This window comes from Thermus tenuipuniceus (assembly GCF_002964845.1).
In the GTDB taxonomy this organism is placed as follows: Bacteria; Deinococcota; Deinococci; order Deinococcales; family Thermaceae; genus Thermus; species Thermus tenuipuniceus.
The window spans coordinates 25,239-44,168 of the sequence record NZ_KZ672962.1; the positions used below are offsets into that span (position 1 = coordinate 25,239).

General features: G+C 65.4%; 19 protein-coding genes. 13 read left to right on the plus strand and 6 right to left on the minus strand.

Features of this window, described 5'->3' with window-relative positions; translation table 11 throughout:
* Positions 1-44: 44 nt before the first annotated feature.
* Positions 45-272 carry an FmdB family zinc ribbon protein gene (locus C2847_RS02755; protein WP_105316963.1) on the minus strand — a complete coding sequence of 76 codons (228 nt, stop codon included), beginning with the start codon at positions 270-272 and terminating at the stop codon, positions 45-47.
* A gap of 75 nt (positions 273-347) precedes the next feature.
* Here C2847_RS02755 and C2847_RS02760 point away from each other — a divergent pair, with 75 nt between their 5' ends.
* Both C2847_RS02760 and C2847_RS02765 read left to right on the plus strand, forming a co-directional pair.
* Positions 348-869: a 5-formyltetrahydrofolate cyclo-ligase gene (locus C2847_RS02760; RefSeq protein ID WP_105316964.1), complete on the plus strand. Its 522-nt coding sequence runs from the start codon at positions 348-350 to the stop codon at positions 867-869.
* A 37-nt stretch (positions 870-906) separates the two neighbouring features.
* Positions 907-1,536, plus strand: coding sequence for an HAD family hydrolase (locus C2847_RS02765; protein ID WP_105316965.1), 630 nt, complete (start codon positions 907-909; stop codon positions 1,534-1,536).
* 20 nt (positions 1,537-1,556) lie between these two features.
* Here the strand turns inward: C2847_RS02765 and C2847_RS02770 are convergent, their stop codons facing one another.
* Both C2847_RS02770 and C2847_RS02775 read right to left on the minus strand, forming a co-directional pair.
* On the minus strand, positions 1,557-2,084 hold the full coding sequence (locus tag C2847_RS02770; protein WP_105316966.1) for a type I phosphoribosyltransferase: 528 nt from the start codon (positions 2,082-2,084) through the stop codon (positions 1,557-1,559).
* Positions 2,085-2,092: 8 nt separating this feature from the next.
* Positions 2,093-2,629, minus strand: coding sequence for a phosphoribosyltransferase family protein (locus C2847_RS02775; RefSeq protein WP_105316967.1), 537 nt, complete (start codon positions 2,627-2,629; stop codon positions 2,093-2,095).
* A gap of 22 nt (positions 2,630-2,651) precedes the next feature.
* On the opposite strand from C2847_RS02775, the gene C2847_RS02780 reads away from it, so the two are divergent.
* Together C2847_RS02780 and C2847_RS02785 are read left to right on the plus strand one after the other, a co-directional pair.
* Positions 2,652-3,080 carry a bifunctional nuclease family protein gene (locus C2847_RS02780; RefSeq protein WP_105316968.1) on the plus strand — a complete coding sequence of 143 codons (429 nt, stop codon included), beginning with the start codon at positions 2,652-2,654 and terminating at the stop codon, positions 3,078-3,080.
* Complete coding sequence (locus C2847_RS02785) at positions 3,080-3,847, plus strand: metallophosphoesterase (protein ID WP_105316969.1); 768 nt, start codon at positions 3,080-3,082, stop codon at positions 3,845-3,847. The genes C2847_RS02780 and C2847_RS02785 overlap by 1 nt, the downstream gene beginning before the upstream one ends.
* On the opposite strand, the gene C2847_RS02790 is transcribed toward C2847_RS02785, so the two are convergent.
* Together C2847_RS02790 and C2847_RS02795 are read right to left on the minus strand one after the other, a co-directional pair.
* Complete coding sequence (locus C2847_RS02790; RefSeq protein WP_105316970.1) at positions 3,828-4,151, minus strand: histidine triad nucleotide-binding protein; 324 nt, start codon at positions 4,149-4,151, stop codon at positions 3,828-3,830. The genes C2847_RS02785 and C2847_RS02790 overlap by 20 nt on opposite strands.
* A 10-nt stretch (positions 4,152-4,161) precedes the next feature.
* On the minus strand, positions 4,162-5,469 hold the full coding sequence (locus C2847_RS02795) for a MiaB/RimO family radical SAM methylthiotransferase (protein WP_105316971.1): 1,308 nt from the start codon (positions 5,467-5,469) through the stop codon (positions 4,162-4,164).
* Between the two features lie 174 nt (positions 5,470-5,643).
* Between C2847_RS02795 and C2847_RS02800 the strand changes: the two genes are divergently transcribed.
* Genes C2847_RS02800 through C2847_RS02815 form a run of 4 tightly spaced genes read left to right on the plus strand, consistent with a single transcriptional unit; the run spans position 5,644 to position 11,756 of the window.
* Entirely contained in the window at positions 5,644-9,792 is a 4,149-nt protein-coding gene (locus C2847_RS02800; RefSeq protein WP_105316972.1) for an LAGLIDADG family homing endonuclease, read from the plus strand.
* A 51-nt stretch (positions 9,793-9,843) separates the two neighbouring features.
* Positions 9,844-10,461 (plus strand): phosphoribosylanthranilate isomerase, encoded by a 618-nt coding sequence (locus C2847_RS02805; RefSeq protein ID WP_105316973.1) that lies wholly within the window; start codon positions 9,844-9,846, stop codon positions 10,459-10,461.
* Positions 10,462-10,468: 7 nt separating this feature from the next.
* Complete coding sequence (locus C2847_RS02810; protein WP_105316974.1) at positions 10,469-11,263, plus strand: inositol monophosphatase family protein; 795 nt, start codon at positions 10,469-10,471, stop codon at positions 11,261-11,263.
* Positions 11,264-11,276: 13 nt separating this feature from the next.
* Positions 11,277-11,756, plus strand: coding sequence for a flavin reductase family protein (locus C2847_RS02815; protein ID WP_105316994.1), 480 nt, complete (start codon positions 11,277-11,279; stop codon positions 11,754-11,756).
* Here the strand turns inward: C2847_RS02815 and C2847_RS02820 are convergent.
* Positions 11,753-12,139: a M67 family metallopeptidase gene (locus C2847_RS02820; protein WP_105316975.1), complete on the minus strand. Its 387-nt coding sequence runs from the start codon at positions 12,137-12,139 to the stop codon at positions 11,753-11,755. The two genes, C2847_RS02815 and C2847_RS02820, sit on opposite strands and share 4 nt — an antisense overlap.
* Before the next feature lie 47 nt (positions 12,140-12,186).
* Here C2847_RS02820 and C2847_RS02825 point away from each other — a divergent pair, with 47 nt between their 5' ends.
* From C2847_RS02825 to C2847_RS02845, 5 genes are read left to right on the plus strand one after another with little or no spacing between them, the layout of a single operon-like run.
* Positions 12,187-14,187, plus strand: coding sequence for an elongation factor G (locus C2847_RS02825; RefSeq protein WP_105316976.1), 2,001 nt, complete (start codon positions 12,187-12,189; stop codon positions 14,185-14,187).
* Between the two features lie 12 nt (positions 14,188-14,199).
* The gene (locus C2847_RS02830) at positions 14,200-15,108 is read left to right on the plus strand and encodes an AAA family ATPase (protein WP_105316977.1); all 909 of its coding nucleotides are present in this window, start codon (positions 14,200-14,202) and stop codon (positions 15,106-15,108) included.
* A gap of 14 nt (positions 15,109-15,122) precedes the next feature.
* Positions 15,123-17,519 carry a phosphoenolpyruvate synthase gene (ppsA, locus tag C2847_RS02835; RefSeq protein WP_105316978.1) on the plus strand — a complete coding sequence of 799 codons (2,397 nt, stop codon included), beginning with the start codon at positions 15,123-15,125 and terminating at the stop codon, positions 17,517-17,519.
* 25 nt (positions 17,520-17,544) lie between these two features.
* Positions 17,545-18,162 carry a PAQR family membrane homeostasis protein TrhA gene (trhA, locus tag C2847_RS02840; RefSeq protein WP_105316979.1) on the plus strand — a complete coding sequence of 206 codons (618 nt, stop codon included), beginning with the start codon at positions 17,545-17,547 and terminating at the stop codon, positions 18,160-18,162.
* A gap of 33 nt (positions 18,163-18,195) precedes the next feature.
* Positions 18,196-18,870: a response regulator transcription factor gene (locus C2847_RS02845; protein ID WP_014514950.1), complete on the plus strand. Its 675-nt coding sequence runs from the start codon at positions 18,196-18,198 to the stop codon at positions 18,868-18,870.
* The last annotated feature ends 60 nt before the right edge of the window (positions 18,871-18,930 follow it).

Sequence of the window (18,930 nt, forward strand, 5' to 3'; positions counted from 1 at the left end):
AACAACAAGGCCCCGGGCGCAGCCCGGGGCGGCGTCTCTAAGCCTCACTCCTTGTCCTTGGATTCCCCGCTTTCCGACTTGGAGCTCGAGTCCTTTTTGGCGTAGTCCTTCACATGCCAGCCCGAACCCTTGAAGATGATGGCGGGCGGGGTGATCACCCGCTTCAAGGGCTCCCCGGTTTCCGGGTGCGCCTTTAGAGGCTCGTCGTGGAAGCCCTGTTCGAACTCGTAGCAGTTGCCCGTCTCCAGGCCCTTGTAGACGTAGACCGGCATACCTACCCTCCTGTTCGGCCATTTTGACACTCAAGGTAGTTGAGTGTCAAGGGGGTGGAGTGATACCCTCCCCCCGTGGACAAGCCCGCCTTGCGCCGCCACTGCCTTCGCCTCTGGCGGACCCTGGACCGGGAAGGCCTTTCCCAGCAGGTGGCGGAGGCCCTGGTGCCCTGGCTGAAGAAGCGGGGCTTCCGGGACATCCTCCTTTACCATCCCCTGCCCCACGAACTGGACCTCCGGGAACTGCCACAACTCTACCCAGCCCGCTACTACCTACCCAAGGTGGCTGGCGAGGGGCTCACGGTTCACCCCTTAGGCCCCCTGGCCCCGGGCCCCTTTGGCCTCCTGGAGCCCACCACAGAGGCGGTGGACCCCGGGATCCTGGACCTGGTGGTGGTTCCCGGGTTGGCCTTCGACCAGGAGGGCTACCGCTTGGGACACGGCAAGGGGTATTATGACCGTTTCCTGGCCACGGTCCAAGCCGAGGAGCTTGGGGTCATCCCCGGGGCCCTTCTGTTTCCCCGCCTTCCCCGGGATCCTTGGGACGTGCCGGTAAGCTTCTTGGCCACCGAGGAAGGGGTGCACCCGGTCAAATGACCCGTGGGTCAGGCCTGTGGATGCTACACTTAGGCCCATGCGGGGAGCCCTTTTGGACCGGGATGGGGTTCTGCTCCTCATGGACGAGGAGGCCCTTTACAAGAAGGCCATGGAGCTTTCCATCCACGGGGCTGGCCTGGAAAAGACCCTGGCGGTTCTGGCCCGGGCGGTGCGGAAAGTCAACGAGGTGGTCCGCACCCTTCAGGTGCGCACCCTCGAGGAGGAAGCCGCTTTTTGGAACACCCTGGCCCAAAAGGTGGCCCAGGAGCTTGGGCTTTCCGGCCCCAGGAAAACCTCCTTAGCCAAGGAGCTCCACTCCTGGCGCTACTACCACTTCATGCGCAAAGCCCCCGGGGCGGAAGCCCTCCTTCGGAGCTTCAAGGAACAGGGGCTCAAGGTGGGTGTGCTCTCCAACACCTTGCCAAGCCTACGGGAAAGCCTGGCCTACCATGGACTAGACCGGTATGTGGATGGCTTTTTCGCCTCCTGCGCCCTGGGGGTGGCCAAGCCTGACCCCAGGGCGTTCCAGATGGCCCTCGAGGGGCTGGGCCTGGCCCCTGAGGAAACCCTCTACCTGGACGACGATCCGGAGAACGTGGAGGTAGCCTCGAGCCTGGGGCTCAAAGCCTCGGTATATCCCACTACAATTCCGGACTCTTCAAGATAAGCACATCCATGAAGAGCTCGCTACAGCACGGGAAGCTCAGCCACTGTCAGCACTTCCAAAGCAGGCGTACCCTGACGGAAGGCGGCGATCCGTCCCACCACCCGCCCACCAGCCCTAAGCACCACCCTCTCCATGGCCTTCATGGTTTCCCCGCTGGCAACCACGTCGGATATCAGGGTCACCTTCTGGTTGAGAAGCTTCTCGGCAAAACGACGGTCCAGCCAGAGCACCTCCCCCACCCCCAGGGTCAGGGTCTGGACCTCCTGGATGATGGGATCCTCCATGTAAGGCCGGCGGCGCCTTCTCGCCACCACGTAGGGTAGGCCCATCTCCTCCGCAAGGACGTGGGTGAGGGGAATCGGGCTCGTTTCCGTGGTGAAGAGTACCTCGGTACCCGCGGGCACCAAGGGCTTTAGGGCCTGGGCCGCCGCCCGCACCAACTCCGGATCCCCCAAAAATTCCACCAGGGGGATGCGCCGCCCCGGGAGGGGCTCGATGAGGGGTACGTGGCGGGTGATACCGCCGATGGTGATGGGATAGGTTTCCATAAAGCCTCCTATTCCGGCTTAAAGAGGGGCAGATGGCCTAAGGCGATGACATCCTGGCGGGGCGTGCCCTCGGTGAAGAGCGCCAGCACCGCCACCACCTGGCCCCCCACGCTCTCAATGAGCTCCCGGAGGCCCGAAAGGGTGGAACCCGTGGACACCACATCGTCCACGATGGCCACCTTGTGCCCCCGGATGAGGGGGATGTCCGCCCCATCCAGCACCAAAAGCTGGGGCTTGCCCGTGGTGATGGAGAGCACCTGACGGCTCACGGGGTTGATCATGTAGGGCTTCTCCGTCTTCCGGGCCACCACATAGGGCTTCTTGGCGATCCGGGAAAGGGCATGGGCCAAGGGTACCGCCTTGACCTCAGGGGTGACCAGGGTTTCCACCCCAGGGGGTAAGCGCTTGGCCAGCTCCTCGGCGGCGGCCTCGGTGAGCTCGGTGTCCCCCAGAAGGTTTAAAAGGGCCACGGCCACATCCGGCCCCACCTGGACGATGGGAAGCTCGCGCCGAACCCCAGCGATCTCCACAGGGTAAGTCCTCACGCCGCTAGTCTATACTCAAGGTATGCTGAACGCCAAGATCGAGACCCTGGGCGTGGACCCCCAGAACGGGAGCGTGGTGGTCCTGCTCAGGATGGAGAACGACAAGCTTTTACCCATCGTGATCGGGCCCCTCGAGGCCCACCACATCGTGGTGGCCTTGCAAGGCGAAAAACCCCCACGCCCCCTAACCCCCGACCTTCTCCTCTCCGTAATGGAGATGCTCCAAGGTAAACTCCTGCGGGTGGAAATCATCGACCTGCGGGAGGGTACCTTTTATGCTCGCCTTATCCTGGAACACCGGGGCATCGAGCTGGAGGTGGACGCAAGGCCCTCCGACGCCATGGCCTTGGCCCTTAGGGCCGGGGCCCCCATCCTGGTGGCCGAGGAGGTGGTGGAAAAAGCGGGGGTGGAGGAAGCCAGCCTAAAGCCCCACGGAGCCGCTGAGGCCTAGTGCGCAGGCTCCTTTTCCTCCTTCTTTCCCTTGGACTGGCCTTTGGCCAGCGGGTGGCGGTCATAGGGGATTGGGGCCAAGACACCCCGGGCCGCCTTCAGGTGGCCAGGCTCCTTCAGGCGGAGCATGCCCGCAAGCCCATCGCTGCCCTCCTTACCGTGGGGGACAACTTCTATCCCCGGGGGCAGGTGGTGGAACGCTTCCTCCGGGAGCTCCCCCCCGTGCCCCTCTACCCCGCCTTTGGCAATCACGATGCCCCCAACCTCGAGGGCCAGCTCAAGCGCTTCCAGCTGGAAAGACCCTATTACCAAGTGCGCCTGGGGGCAATGGAGTTCTTCATCCTCTACACGGAGGGAGACCTAAAGGCCCAGCGGGAATGGCTGGCCCAGGCCCTTAGCCGCCCGCAGGCATCCTGGCGGGTGGTGATCCTCCACCGCCCCCTTTACTCCTCGGGGCTGCACGGGGGAAGCCCGGGCCTAAGGAGTCTCCTCGAGCCCCTTCTACGCCAGCACCGGGTGCCCTTGGTCCTGGCGGGCCACGACCACCATTACGAGCGCCTACAGGTGGGCTTCACCACCCACCTGGTGGTGGGCGGAGGCGGGGCAGGCCTCTACCCCACCAAGCCTCCTTCCCCCTACACCCAGGCCCTAGCGGTGGCCCACCATGCCCTTTTCCTGGAGGCGGAAGGGGAAACCCTGGTGGGCTACGCCCTGGACCCTAGCAACCAGGTGCTGGACCGATTCGTCCTCAAGAAGGACTCCCCATGATGTGCACGTGCACGTGGAAGACCTCCTGCCCTCCCTTCTCCCCCACGTGCACCTGGACCTTATACCCCTCGAGGCCCAAGACCCGGGCCACCCGGTTTGCCGTGCTGAAGAGAGCCCCGAGCTTCCTCTCCCCCTCCTCCGTGTCGGGGTAGTCGGAAAGCTTCGCTATGTGTTCCTTGGGCACCACCAGCACGTGCACCGGGGCCTTGGGCCTTATGTCGTGGAAGGCCACGAAGCCCTCATCCTCGTAGACCCTCCGGGAAGGAAGCTCCCCGGCGATAATGCGGCAAAACACGCACTCCATGGGAAAAAGTCTACCCTACGGGAAGTTCCAAGGGAAGCGAAGCCTCCTGCTCCACCCTTTCCACCCGGCCCAAAAGGGTGTATCCCTCCGCTCCCTCCACCCGCGCCAAAACCGTATCCCCCGGCCGGGCAGCACCGGAAAGGCGGGCCTCGTAGTAGTCGGGGGTGTGGCCGAGGACAAGGTCCCCCTGGATCCTCTCCACCAAAACCTCCGCTTGGCTTCCCAGCTTGGGCCTGATGCGCTCCTCCGCAAGATGCTGGGCCAAAGCGATGATCTCCTTGGTGCGCCGCTTACGCACCCCCGGGGGCACCTGGGGCATGGAGGCCGCCCGGGTCTTGGGGCGGGGGGTGTAGGTGAAGGCGTGAACCCGGGTGGGCCTTAGCTCCTCCAGGAAGGCCAGGGTTTCCTGGTGCTCCTCCTCGGTTTCCGTGGGAAGCCCGGCGATCACGTCCGTGGTGAGGGCAAAGCCGGGGATGAGCGCGTAGGCCCTTTGCACCAGCTGGCGGTAGTAGGCCTTGTCGTAGCGGCGGCCCATGAGCCTCAGGAGGCGGTCCGAGCCCGTCTGCAGGGAAAGGTGCAGGTGGGGCCTGACCCCAGGGGCATACCGGGCGATGACCCGAAGGAGATCCTCCCCCGTGTCCTCGGGTTCGATGGAGGAAAGCCGCACCTTGGCCCCCAGGTGGCAGAGGTCCTCCACCAGACCCGCAAGGCCCCTGGGGTGGCCCCGGTAACTTCCAAGCCGCACCCCCGTGAGCACGATTTCCTTTATGCCCACTCGGAGAAGGGCCTCCGCCTCCGCCAAGGCATCCCGGTAATCCCGATGCCGTTCCTTGCCCCTTAGCCGGGGGATGATGCAGTAGGCGCAGCCCGCCTGGCAGCCATCCTGCACCTTCAAAAAAGCCCGGACCCGGCTATTGAGAAGCCCCCTCTCCCCCGCTCCCCAGAACTCGTTGGGGGGGGTGGTGATGGGATCCGAAGGAAGGCCGAAATGCTCCAGGATCACCTTGGGAAGTTCCGCCTTGCGGGAGTTGGGCACCACGGCGTCGGCACCCAGCTCCCGCACTTCCTCTGGGGAAAGCTCGGCGTAGCACCCCGTGACCACGATGAAGGCCCCTGGATTGGCCCGCCTGGCCCGGCGGATCTCCTTACGGGCATCCGCCTCGGCGGTGGTGGTTACCGCGCAGGTGTTGATGACCACCAAATCCGCCCCCGCCTCGAGGGGAACCACCTCCGGCTCCAGGACCTTGAGGAAGCCCAAGAGGGCCTCGGTTTCCACCTGGTTCACCTTGCACCCCAGGGTGCGGAAAGCCGCGCGCATCCTTTCCATTCTGGTAGGCTAAGGGGGCCAAGTCAACAACCGGGAGCAGAGTGTGATCCCCCCACTTGCAGTGAAAACCCCAGGAGTTGTAGCATCCCTTTCGTTAGCCCCAAGATATGGGGGAACGCCCTCGGGGCTGGCGGTTTTGTTTGCCCAGATGCGCTGGGAGGATTTATGGAGCATTTCTTTGACGAACACGCACAGGCCATCGCCAAACGCCAGTATTTGCAGGAAGGAGACGGGGACATCCTGGGCATGTTCCGCCGGGTGGCCCGGGAGATCGCCAAGGTGGAAAGGCCGGAGGACCGCGCCCTTTGGGAGGAGAAGTTCTACCATCTCATGGCCTCCAAGCGCTTCTCCCCTGGGGGGCGCATCCTGGCGGGGGCCGGCACCGCCCACGGCAACCTCCTGAACTGCTTCGTGCAAGGGGCCACGGAGAACCCACCGGAAAGCTTTGAAGGCATCATGGAGGTGGCCAAGAAACTGGCCTTGGTCACCAAGGTGGGCGGGGGGAACGGGGTCAACCTGGACCCCTACCGCTCCAAGGGGAACCGCCAGCGCCGGGCGGTGCGGGGCGTGGCCTATCTTTCCGCCCGCCACCCCGATGTAGCCGACTTCATCCGGGGCCTCATGCGCCCCCCCACCAATCCGGAAGGGGAAAAGGAGGAGATCGCTCTGAAGAACTTCGTGCGGGTGGTCTACGGAGAGGTTTCCCCCGAGCTCAGGGCCCTGGCGGAACGCTACGGGGTCCTGGTGGTCCAGGACCCCCCTCCCGGGGCCATCCAGGTACCCGACGACATGGGGGGCATTGTGGAGGCCGCCAAGGAGGCAGCCGCCTTGGCCCTGAAGGGCCTCGAGCCCCACGTGGACTTTTCCCTCCTTCGGCCTGAGGGAGCCCCCATCCGGGGCTCCGGGGGTACCAGCTCAGGCCCGGTGAGCTTCCTAATGGAGATCTTCGACAACTTCCTGGAGTGGGCCGCCCTGGGAGGGGAGGAAGCAGGGCCCGTGGCCACCTTGCGGTATGTGTACGCCCCGGTGCTCCGGGTGGTGCGCCAAGGCGGCTCGCGGCGTGGGGCGGGGATGGCTACCCTTTCCATAGAGCACCCTGACCTCCTGGACTTCCTCACCGCCAAGGACCTGGACCGGGAAAAGGCCGAGGGGGATATCTCCACCTTCAACATCTCCGTCCTGGTCACCGAAGCCTTCATGAAGGCCCTCGAGGCGGACGCCCTCTGGCCCGTGACGCCCATTGAGGTACCCGGGAAGTACTACCCCCACCCGGTGGAGGGCCCCTACACGGGTCAGATCCCCAACCTCCCCGAGCGGGAGGACGGGGCCAAGGCCGTGCCCCTCTACGGCGGCAAGGTGCCCGCCCGCTGGCTCTGGCACGAGATCGCCTGGCACGCCTGGGCCACGGGGGAGCCGGGGCTCATCTTCGTGGACCGCATCAACGAGCTTTCCGCCCTCAAGGGCCTCGGGCCCAGGTACCAGATCCGCTCCACCAACCCCTGCTTTGTGGGTAGCACCCGTATCCCCACGGAGTACGGCCTGGTGCCCATTGAAGAACTGGCCCAGAAGGGAAGCTTCTTCCTGGTCACCGATAACCGGGCTCCCTTCGGAGGCTCGGGCAGACCCAGGCCGGGAATGGGCACCACGGTGCGCCGGGCCGCTAAGGCCTTCTTCACCGGAGTGAAGCCCGTGGTGCGCCTCACCACCCGGGAGGGCCTCGAGGTCACCCTTACCCCAGACCACAAGGTCCTAACCCCTGAAGGGTACCGGGAAGCAGGTAGCCTCAAGCCCGGGGACCGCATCCTGATCCAAAGCGGGGAAGGCCTCTTCCCAAAGGAGGAACTCCTCCCTGCCGCTGTCCTGGCTGTGGCCCAAGCCCGGGTGGCTACCGCGGGAAGCCGAGGAAGCAGGGGACGCCAGGACGTGCAGGCCCAATACGCCAACCTTCCCACCCGGTGGAGCCGGGAGCTAGGGGTAGCCCTGGGATGGCTTTTGGGCAATGGTTACCTTCGGGAAGATGAGGTAGGCTTCTACTTCTCCCGGCAGGACTTTGAACACGTTTCATGGCTCCCCACCCTTCTAAGGGATTGGTTCGGTGGGGGAAGCCTCCAAGAAACAGCCTCTTCCACCTATCACCTCCATTTCAACCGGATCCCCTCCGAGTTCTTCCAGGCCCTAGGGGTAAAACCTGCCAAGGCCACGGAGAAGCGGGTCCCCGAAAGCCTCTTCCGGGCACCCCGCGAGGCCGTGGTGGGGTTTCTCCAAGGCCTTTTCAGCGCCGATGGCTCGGTGCAGATCAACCCCCACAAAAAGGACGCCACCGTCCGCCTAGCCTCCTCGAGCCTGGGTCTTTTAAAAGATGTTCAGCTCCTTCTCCTCAACCTGGGCATCTATGGGAAGATCTACAAGCGCCGCGAGGCTGGGCTCAAGGCCTTGCCTAACAGCCAGCGAAAGCCCACGCTCTACCCGGTGGCTGCCCAGTACGAGCTCATTCTCGGGGCGGAAAACCGGGACCATTTTGCCGAGGTGGTGAGTTTCCTGCAAAAGGAAAAGCAGGAAAAACTCATGGCTTTCCTGAAGGACCGTCCCCGGGGCAGCTACGCAAAACCCTTCTTGGCCACGGTGGAAAGGGTGGAGCCCGCCGGGGAGGCCCCTGTGTACGACCTCACCGAGCCGGTCACCCACAGCCTCATCGCCGGAGGCCTGGTCTGCCACAACTGCGGGGAGATCCCCCTCACCGTGGGCGAGCCCTGCGACCTGGGGGCGCTGAACCTCGCCGCCTACGTGAAGGACGGGGAGTTCCAGATGGCGGAGTTCCGAAAGGACGTCCACACCGCCATCCGCTTCCTGGACAACGTCCTGGACGTGAACAAGTTCGCCCTCAAGGACAACGAGGAGGCGGCCAAGAAGCTCAGGAGGCTTGGCCTCGGGGTCATGGGCCTGGCGGATGCCCTCATCAAGATGGGCCTCCCCTACTCCTCGGAGGCGGCCAGGGAGAAGGTCTACGAGATTATGTCCGCCCTGCGGGAGGAGGCCATACGGGCCTCGGAGGCCCTGGCGGAGGAGCGGGGGGTCTTCCCCCTCTACGAGGAACACCGGGAGTACTTTGAGGCCCTGGGGGTGCGGCCCCGGCGGAACGTGGCCCTCCTCACCGTGGCCCCCACGGGCACCACCAGCATGCTCATGGGGGTTAGCAGCGGCATCGAGCCCGTCTTCAGCCCCTTCGTGTGGCGCAGGATCGGCGGGGAGTACAAGCCCCTCCTCCACCCCCTCTTTGTGGAGCTCATGGAGGCCTACCCGCCCCACCCTGATTACGAGAAGGAAGGCGGCTGGGACTGGGAGAAGATCATCGCCGCCATCCAAGAGGACGGGCACGGCTCGGTGAAGAACCTCTCCTTCGTGCCCGAGCCCATCCGGCGGGTCTTCGAGTGCGCCCACGACATCAGCCCCCTGGACCACGTGCGCATGCAGGGGGCGGTGCAGCGGGCCTTCGATGCGGAGGGCCTTGCTGGGAACAGCCTCTCCAAAACCGTCAACCTGCCCAACCACGCCACCGTGGAGGACGTGGAGGCCGCCTACCTGGAGGCCTACCGCACGGGGTGCAAGGGCATCACCGTCTACCGGGATGGTTCCCGGGAGTTCCAGGTGCTCACGGTGAAGAAAGAGGAGGGGGTGGAGAAGAAAGCCGAGCCTGCGCCCGAGCCCAAAGAAGCCAAGACGCGGGTCTCGCCCGCGACCCAGGCGGCAAGCCCCGTTCCAGGGGGGGAGGCTTCCATGCCCTCCCGGCCCGGCCAGCCCCTCCACGAGCGCCCGGGGAGGCTTCTCGGCTTCACCGACATGGTCAAGCTCCTCTCCCCGGACGGAGGGAAGCGGAGCTTCCTGGTCACGGTGAACCTACTAGGGGACAAACCCATTGAGGTCATCCTCACCTCGGGCAAGGCGGGAGACGAGGCCAACGCCGACTCCGAGGCCCTGGGCCGGGTGGTGTCCATCGCCCTGCAGTACGGAGTACCCCCCGAAGCCATCATTCGCACCCTCCGGGGCATCAACGGCGGGCTCTACGGCACCTACCAGGGGAGGCTCGTGTCCAGCAAGGCGGACCTCATCGCCGTGGCCTTGGAGACCATCCCCAAGGACCTCAAGGGGGTCCCGGCGACCCCATCCCAAGAGGCGGCGGAGCCCCTCCTCAGCCTCTCCGGGGGAGGCATAGAGCTGGCGGGGGCGAGCCGTTGTCCCTCCTGCGGGGAAAAGACCCTGGTGCGGGAGGAGGGATGCTGGAAGTGCCAAGCTTGCGGATACTCCAAGTGCGGGTAAGGCGCTGAGCGCCAGGGGCCGGGCCTAAGGGTCTGGCCTTATACTTCCCCCATGAGGGTCCGGGTGAAGATCTGCGGCCTTACCCGCCGCGAGGACGCCCTCTTGGCGGAAGCCCTGGGGGCCTACGCCCTAGGCTTCGTCTTTGCCCCCGCCTCCCGGAGGTGGGTGTCCCCGGAGGCCGCCCGGAGGATCTCGGAGGCCCTGGGCCCCTTCGTGGTGCGGGTGGGAGTCTTCCAGGACCAGGAGCCCGAGGCGGTGCTAAGGCTCATGGAAAAGGCCCGGCTCCAGGTGGCCCAGCTCCACGGCCAGGAGCCCCCGGAGTGGGCGGAGGCCATCGGCAGGCACTTTCCCGTCATCAAGGCCTTCCCCCTAACCGGTCCTGCAGATCCCGGCTGGGCCCAGTACCCCGCAGGCGCCCTTCTGCTGGATAGCAAAGCTCCAGGGAGCGGCCAAACCTACCCCAGGGACTGGGCCAAGCCCCTTTTGCAAACGGGAAAGCGCATCATCCTGGCGGGGGGGATAACCCCCGAAAACCTCGAGGAGGTTCTGGCCCTGAGGCCCTACGCCATCGACCTGGCCAGCGGGGTGGAAAGGGCCCCGGGGATAAAGGACGAGGCCAAGCTAAAAGCCCTTTTCGCTAAGGGAAGGGCCTGGGATCCCGGCGTATGATGGGGAGGTGATTGGCAGGAAGCATCCCTACTTCCCCTACCTCGAGGCCATGCTGGAAGCCGCCCAACTGGCCAAGGGCATCCACGCCTACTACCTGGAAAAAGGCTTCACCCACGGAACCAAGTCCGGCCCCACCGACCTGGTCACTCAGGCGGACCGGGAGTCGGAGGAGGCCATCAAGGAGCTCCTCCTCTCCCGCTTCCCCGAGGCGGGCTTCTTGGGGGAAGAGGGGGGAAGCGAGGGGGGCAAGGCCCTCCGCTTCATCGTGGACCCCTTGGACGGCACGGTGAACTACGCCCATGGCTTTCCCTTCTATGGGGTTTCCCTCGCCCTCGAGGTGGAGGGGGAGATCCAAGTGAGCGTGGTCCTGGACACCAGCCGGGACGAGGCCTTTTACGCGGTGCGGGGGGAAGGCGCTTTCTTAAACGGCCGGCCCATCCGGGTCACGGAGCGGAAGGAGCTTTTGGGGAGCCTTCTCGCCACAGGATTTCCCTACGATGTGGCCAAGGACCCGGAAAACCTCACCTACTTTCACCGGGCCCTTTCCAAAGGGCTCCTGGTGCGCCGCCCCGGGGCGGCGGCCTTGGACCTGGTCTATGTGGCCGCCGGGAGGCTGGAAGGCTTCTGGGAGGTGAAGCTGAACCCCTGGGATGTGGCCGCGGGCTGGCTCATCGTGGAGGAGGCGGGGGGCAAGGTCACCAACCTGGAAGGCCGGCCCTACCGCCTCGGGCACCGCTACATCGTGGCCACCAACGGGCACATCCACGAGGCCCTCATCCAGACCCTCCTGGCCCAGGGCTAGAATGGAAACCGGTATGGACCTCGAGGCCAAAAAGAAAGTCCTGCGGAGCTTCACCTATGGCCTGTACATCCTGACGGCCCGGGAAGGGGAGGACTATGCCGCCGGCACCGTGAACTGGGTGACCCAGGCCTCCTTCACCCCACCCCTCATCGCCCTAGGGGTCAAGCGGGATAGCCGCCTGCATGAGCTGATCCAACGCACGGGCAAGCTGGCCCTCCTGACCTTGGCCCAGGACCAGAAACAGATCGCCCAGGACTTCTTCAAGCCCACGGTGCGGGAGGGAAGCACCCTGAACGGCCATCCCTTTGAACCCTCCCCCACCTTTGGCCTTCCCCTCCTCACCGAGCTTCCCTACTGGCTCGAGGCCGAGGTGCGCCACATCTACCAGGGCGGGGACCACAGCGTGGTGGTGGCCGAGGTGGTGGAGGCCGGGGTGAGGCAGGAGGCCAAGCCCCTCATCATGTGGGACACGGGCTGGTTCTACGGGGGCTAGGGCAGCAAGGCCACGGGTACCTCCAGCCCTTCCGGTAGAAGGAAAGCCCTGACCCCATCGGTGCCGAAGATGACGTAGGGCACCCGCCAGCGGGCCTCGCGGATATCGGTGGGGCTGGGGAAGGCAGGCCCCCTGGGATGGGAGTGGTAGATGGCCAGGAGGCTTAAGCCCTCCCTTTCCATCTCCTTTAGGGCCCGAAGCAGGGCCAAGGGCTCGGCCAGATACCCCACCAGAGGCTCTGGGTGGGCGTTGGGCAGGGGAATCACCCTTTCCACCTCCCGCCTCCCCGCCCAGAGCCCCACCCCTTCCCTGGGCGCCTCCTTTTGGAGGTGGGTGCGGGTTTCCGCAAGAAGCCTCCTGGGCACGTAGAGCACTTGGGACAATCGCCCCCTCCTTAGGCCTATACTATGGGCACCAAGAAGGAGGGAAGATGATCCCAGGAACCTCTCCCATCCGAACCGTGGCCCTGGTGGGCCATGCGGGAAGCGGCAAAACCACCTTGACCGAGGCCCTGCTTTTCCGAACCGGGGCCAAGGAACGCATGGGCCGCGTGGAGGACGGTACCACCACCACCGACTACACCCCCGAGGCCAAGCTCCACCGCACCACGGTGCGCACCGGGGTGGCCCCCCTGAAGTACAAGGACCACCGCATCTTTCTCCTGGACGCTCCCGGCTACGGGGACTTTGTGGGGGAGATCAGGGGGGCTTTGGAGGCCGCCGACGCCGCGCTGGTGGCCGTATCTGCGGAAAACGGGGTGCAGGTGGGCACGGAAAGGGCCTGGACCGTGGCCGAGCGGCTTGCTCTTCCCCGCATGGTGGTGGTTACCAAGCTGGACAAGGGTGGGGATTACTACGCCCTTTTGGAGGACCTCCGGGCCACCTTAGGCCACATCCTGCCCATCGACCTGCCCCTCTTGGAGGGCGGGCGCTGGGTGGGGCTCATTGACGTCTTCCACGGCAAGGCTTACCGGTACGAGAACGGGCAGGAGGTGGAGGTCCCCGTGCCCGAGGAGGAGCGGGAGCGGGCCGAGCGCTTCCGCCAGGAGGTCCTCGAGGCCATCGTGGAAACCGACGAAGCCCTTCTGGAAAAGTACCTGGAAGGGGAGGAGGTGACCGGGGAGGCCCTGGAAAAGGCCTTCCACGAGGCGGTGCGCCAGGGCCTCCTCTACCCGGTGGCCCTGGCCTCGGGTACGGAAGGCATCGGGGTCCTGCCCCTCTTGGACCTGATCCTGGAGGCCCTCCCTTCCCCGGAGGAACGCTTCGGGAACGGCCCCGCCCTGGGGAAGGTCTTCAAGGTGCAGGTGGACCCCTTCATGGGCCAGGTGGCCTACGTGCGCCTTTACCGGGGCAGGCTGAAGCCCGGGGATACCCTCCAGAGCGAGGCGGGCGCCATCCGCCTTCCCCATCTCTACGTGCCCCTGGGCAAGGACCTCCTGGAGGTGGAGGAGGCGGAAGGGGGCTACATCCTGGGCCTGCCCAAGGCGGAGGGGCTCCATAGGGGCATGGTGCTCTGGCAAGGGGAGAGGCCGGGAAGCGAGGCAGTACCCTTCGCCCGCCTGCCCGAGCCCAACGTGCCCGTGGCCATCAAGCCCAAGGGCAGAACCGACGAGGCCAAGCTGGGGGAAGCCCTAAGGAAGCTTTTGGAGGAGGACCCGAGCCTCAAGCTGGAGCGCCAGGAGGAGACGGGGGAGTTCCTGCTCTGGGGCCACGGGGAACTTCACCTCACCACCGCCAAGGAGCGCCTGGCCGACTACGGGGTGGAGGTGGAGTTCTCCGTACCCAAGGTCCCCTACCGGGAAACCATCCGCAAGGTGGCCGAGGGGCAAGGCAAGTACAAGAAGCAGACCGGGGGGCACGGCCAGTACGGGGATGTGTGGCTTAGGCTGGAGCCTGCCCCGGAGTACAGCTTTGAGTGGCGCATCACCGGCGGGGTGATCCCCAGCAAGTACCAGGAGGCCATAGAGGAGGGGATCCTCGAGGCGGCCAAGAAGGGGGTCCTGGCAAGCTATCCGGTGATGGGCTTCAAGGCCATCGTCTACAACGGCTCCTACCACGAGGTAGACTCCTCGGACCTTGCCTTCCAGATCGCCGCCAGCATGGCCTTCAAGAAGGTGATGGAGCTGGCAAGCCCGGTTCTTCTGGAACCCATCTACCAGATCAAGGTGATCGCCCCCCAGGAGCGGGTGGGGGATATCCTCTCCGACCTCCAGGCAAGGCGGGGGCGCATCCTGGGCATGGAGCAGGAGGGGGCCCTGGCGGCGGTGAGGGCCGAGGTGCCCCTGGCGGAGGTTTTGGAGTACTACAAGGCCCTGCCCAGCCTCACCGGGGGGGCAGGGGCCTACACCCTGGAGTTCAGCCACTACGCGGAGGTACCCCCCCACCTGGCGCAGAAGATCGTGCAGGAGCGCAAGAGCGCCGAGGAAACCTAAACCTTGGAGGCCATGGCGGAAACCCCTCTTCAAGCGCTTTCCCGGCTCCGGGAGGCCCTGCAGGAGGTCCTCTTCGGCCAGGAGGAGGCCATAGAGGCCCTTCTGGCCACCCTGCTGGCCCGGGGACACGCCCTTTTGGAAGGCGTTCCGGGCCTGGGAAAGACCCTCCTGGCGGAAAGCTTCGCCAAGGGAAGCGGCCTGAGCTACAAGCGCATCCAATTCACCCCTGACCTTCTCCCCCAGGACCTCACGGGAAGCGAGGTGTTCCGGGAAGGGCGCTTTGAGTTCGTGAAGGGCCCCCTCTTCGCCCAGGTGGTCCTGGCGGACGAGATCAACCGGGCCCCGCCCAAGGTGCAGTCGGCCCTCCTCGAGGCCATGCAGGAACGGGCGGTGACCGCAGGAGGGGTGCGCTACCCCTTACCCGAGCCCTTCTTCGTGGTGGCCACGCAAAACCCTTTAGAGCTGGAGGGCACCTACCCTCTCCCAGAGGCCCAGCTGGACCGCTTCACCGCCAAGATCCCCTTCCGCCCCCCCAGGCGGGAGGTGTGGCTCAGGATCCTCACGGAGGAACCCCGGATTCCCGAACCCCTGGGGGTGGACTTCCCCAAGGCCCAGGAGGAGGTGCGGGGGGTTAGGGTGGCCAGGGAGGCCCTCGAGGCCATCACCCACGTGGCCTTTCTCACCCAGGAGGACCGGCGCCTGCGCATGGGCCTCTCCCCCCGCGGGGCCAAGGCCTGGCTGGCCCTGGCCCGGGCCCTGGCCTACCTCAGGGCCAAGCCCCTGGTGGACTGGAGGGAGCTTAAGGATGCGGCCTTCCTGGCCCTTCCCCACCGGCTTTTCCTCACGGAGGAGGCCCTTTACGAGGGGGAAAGCGCCGAGGGAATCCTGAATGGGCTTCTCAAGAAGGGAGGCATCCCCTAGGAAGGAGGCAGGGTATGCGCTGGATCCGGTTTTTTCACGAGGTGGACCTGAAGGATGTGCCCTTGGTGGGAGGTAAGAACGCCTCCCTGGGGGAGATGATCCGGGAGCTAAGCCCCCTGGGGGTGAAGGTGCCCGGGGGGTTTGCCACCACCAGCGAGGCCTACTGGTATTTCCTCGAGGCCAACGGGCTCAAGGAGGCTATCGCCAAGGAGCTAAGGGACCTGGACCCCGACGACCCCGTGGCCTTGCAAAGGGCCAGCCGCCGCCTCAGGAACCAGATCCTGAAAGGGGCCTATCCGCTGGACCTGGAGGAGGAGATCCGCCTGGCCTACCGGCAGCTTTCTCAGGAAGCTGGGGAAGAGGCTCTCCCCGTGGCCGTCCGTTCCAGCGCTACCGCCGAGGACCTCCCCACCGCCAGCTTCGCCGGACAACAGGAAAGCTACCTCTACGTGCAAGGGGAAGAGGACCTCCTCCTCCACGTGAAGCGGGCCATGGCCAGCCTGTTCACCGCCCGGGCCATCAGTTACCGGGCCCACATGGGGTTTGACCACCTGAAGGTGGCCCTCTCCGTGGGGGTGCAGCGCATGGTCCGGGCGGACACCGCCACAAGCGGGGTCATCTTCACCCTGGACCCCGACACCGGCCACCGGGGCTTCGTCTACATCACCGCCATCTATGGCCTTGGGGAAAACATCGTCCAGGGGCGGGTGGGGCCCGACGCCTACTACGTGCACAAGGAAACCCTTAAAGCCGGCTACCGGGCCCTGATCCACAAGAAACTGGGCCCCAAGGAGCTTACCCTGGCCTTTGACCCCAGGGAGGGCCGGCTGAGAAACCGCCCCACCCCTCCCTACCTCCGGAACCGGTTCGCCCTTTCCGAGGATGAGGCCCTCCTCCTGGCCGACTGGTCCATCCGGATTGAGGCGCATTACAGCGGGAAGCGGGGGGCTCCCACCCCCATGGACATCGAGTGGGCCAAGGACGGGCCCACGGGGGAGCTTTTCATCCTGCAGGCCCGTCCCGAAACCGTCCACTCCCAAAAGGCCCCAGTGCTCCACATCCACCGCCTCTTGGGAAGGGGCGAGGTCCTGGCCGAGGGCCTGGCGGTGGGCGAGGCCATCGCCGCGGGTAGGGCCCGGGTGCTCAAAGACCCCAAGGAGATGGATCACTTTCAGGAAGGGGAGGTCCTGGTCACGGAAACCACCAACCCTGACTGGGAGCCCATCATGAAGCGGGCCTCGGCCATCGTCACCGAACGGGGTGGGCGTACCTCCCACGCCGCCATCGTGGCCCGGGAACTGGGGGTACCGGCGGTGGTGGGGGCCTTAGGGGCTACCCGCCTCATCCCCGAGGGGGAGACAGTCACGGTCTCCTGCGCCGAGGGGGAGGTGGGCCGGGTCTACCGGGGGGCCCTGCCCTTTGCGGTGGAGGAGGTCCGCCCCGAAACCCTCCCCAGAACCCGCACCCGGATCATGGTGAACGTGGGAACCCCGGAGGAGGCCCTAAGGGTAAGCCTCCTACCCACGGACGGGGTAGGGCTTTTGCGCATGGAGTTCGTCTTCGCCAGCCACGTGCGCATCCACCCCTTGGCCCTAACCCGCTTTGAGACCCTGCCTAAGGAGGTGCAACGCCAGGTGGAGGAGCTCACCGAGGCCTACCCCGACAAGAGGGCCTACTTCGTGGACACCCTGGCCCAGGGGATCGGCCTCATCGCCGCCGCCTTTTACCCCAGGCCCGTCCTCCTCCGCTTCTCCGACTTTAAGACCAACGAATACGCCCGCCTCATCGGGGGGCACCTCTTTGAGCCCAAGGAGGAAAACCCCATGCTGGGCTGGCGGGGGGCGAGCCGCTACTACCACCCTGATTACAAGGAGGGCTTCCTCCTCGAGGTGGCGGCGGTCAAGAAGGTGCGGGAGGAGATGGGCCTCAAGAACCTCATGGTGATGGTGCCCTTCTGCCGCACCCCCGAGGAGGGGAGGAGGGTCCTGGAGGTGATGGCGGAAGGGGGTTTGAGGCGGGGAGAGGAAGGCCTCGAGGTCTACGTGATGGCGGAGATCCCCTCCAATGTCCTCGAGGCCGAGGCCTTCGCCGAGGTCTTTGACGGGTTTTCCATCGGCTCCAACGACCTCACCCAGCTGGCTTTAGGCCTGGACCGGGATTCGGAACGGGTGGCCTGGCTCTTCGACGAAAGGCGGGAAACCGTCAAACTCCTCTCGGCCATGCTCATAGAAAAGGCCCACGCCAAAGGGAAAAAGGTGGGCATCTGCGGCCAGGCCCCTTCCGACTACCCCGAGTTCGCCGCCTTTTTGGTGGCCAAGGGCATCGACTCCCTAAGCCTCAACCCCGACGCCCTCCTGCGCACGGTGAAGAAGGTGGCGGAGATCGAAGCCGCCCTGGACTCTGGTGCCTGAAGCCTAGGCCAGGGTACGCTGGGGCATGGTCCGCGAACCCTTTAACGCCCTAAGCCATGCCCTGGGGGTGCCCCTAGCCCTTCTGGGAAGCGCCTTCCTCCTTCTCCTCGCCCCCAGGGAGGTTTGGCCCGCCCTCCTCATCTTCGGGCTCACCATGGCCTTCATGTTCGGTGCCAGCACCCTTTACCACGCCCTGCGGGTGGGGGATCGGGCCCTGGCCTGGCTCAGGCGGCTGGACCATGCGGCCATCTTCCTCTTCATCGCCGGAAGCTACACCCCCTTTCTGGTGGAGGGCCTTCAGGAAAACTGGAAACCCTTCGCCCTGGGCCTGGTGTGGGGCCTGGCCCTCCTGGGGGTGGGCTTCCGCCTCTTCTTCCTCCGGGCACCCCGGTGGCTCTACACCCTAGCCTACCTGGCCCTGGGTTGGCTTTCCGTCCTCTTTCTCCCGAAGCTCCACCTGCCCCTTCCCACCCTCGGCCTCATGGCCCTCTCCGGGGCCTTCTATACCCTGGGAGCCTGGGTGTATGGGAGAAAGAAGCCTGACCCCTGGCCGGGGAAAGTGGGGTTTCACGGCCTGTGGCATCTCCTGGTCCTCCTGGGAAGCCTTTTTATGTACCTGGCGGTTCTAAGCCTGTACACCTAGCTTTCTCATGAGAAAGTGAGTATCCTGGGGGGTATGGAACCTCCCCTCATCCTGATCGTGGAGGACGAAAAGGACATCGCCCGCTTCATCGAGCTGGAGCTACAGGCGGAGGGCTACCGCACCGAGGTGGCCCACGACGGCATCACCGGCCTTTCCCGCTTCCGGGAGGTGAACCCCAACCTGGTGATCCTGGACCTGATGCTTCCCGTCATGGACGGGATTGAGGTGGCGAAGCGCATAAGAAAGACCTCCAACGTGCCCATCCTGATCCTCACCGCCAAGGACCGGGTGGAGGACAAGGTGGAGGGCCTGGATGCCGGAGCCGACGACTACCTGGTGAAGCCCTTTTCCATAGAGGAGCTCCTGGCCCGGGTGCGAGCCCACCTGCGCCGGGTAAGCCCGGCCATCACCGGGGAGATCCGGGTGGCGGACCTCATCATCAACCTCGAGGGGCGGGAGGTTTTCCGTTCCGGGCGGCGCATCGAGCTTTCCAACAAGGAGTTTGAGCTCCTGGAGCTCCTGGCCAAGAACCCCGGCAAGGTCTTCAGCCGCTACGAGATAGAGGAGAAAGTCTGGCCGGGCTACCAGGGCGGGAGCAACGTGGTGGACGTCTACATCGGCTACCTGCGCAAGAAGCTGGAGGCCGGGGGGGAAAGGCGCCTGATCCACACGGTGCGGGGCGTGGGGTACGTGCTCCGTGAGGATTGACGCGTCCCTCCCATGCCCCACCTTGAAGCAGCCCTAAGGGCCTCCTCGCCGGGGTCCCAA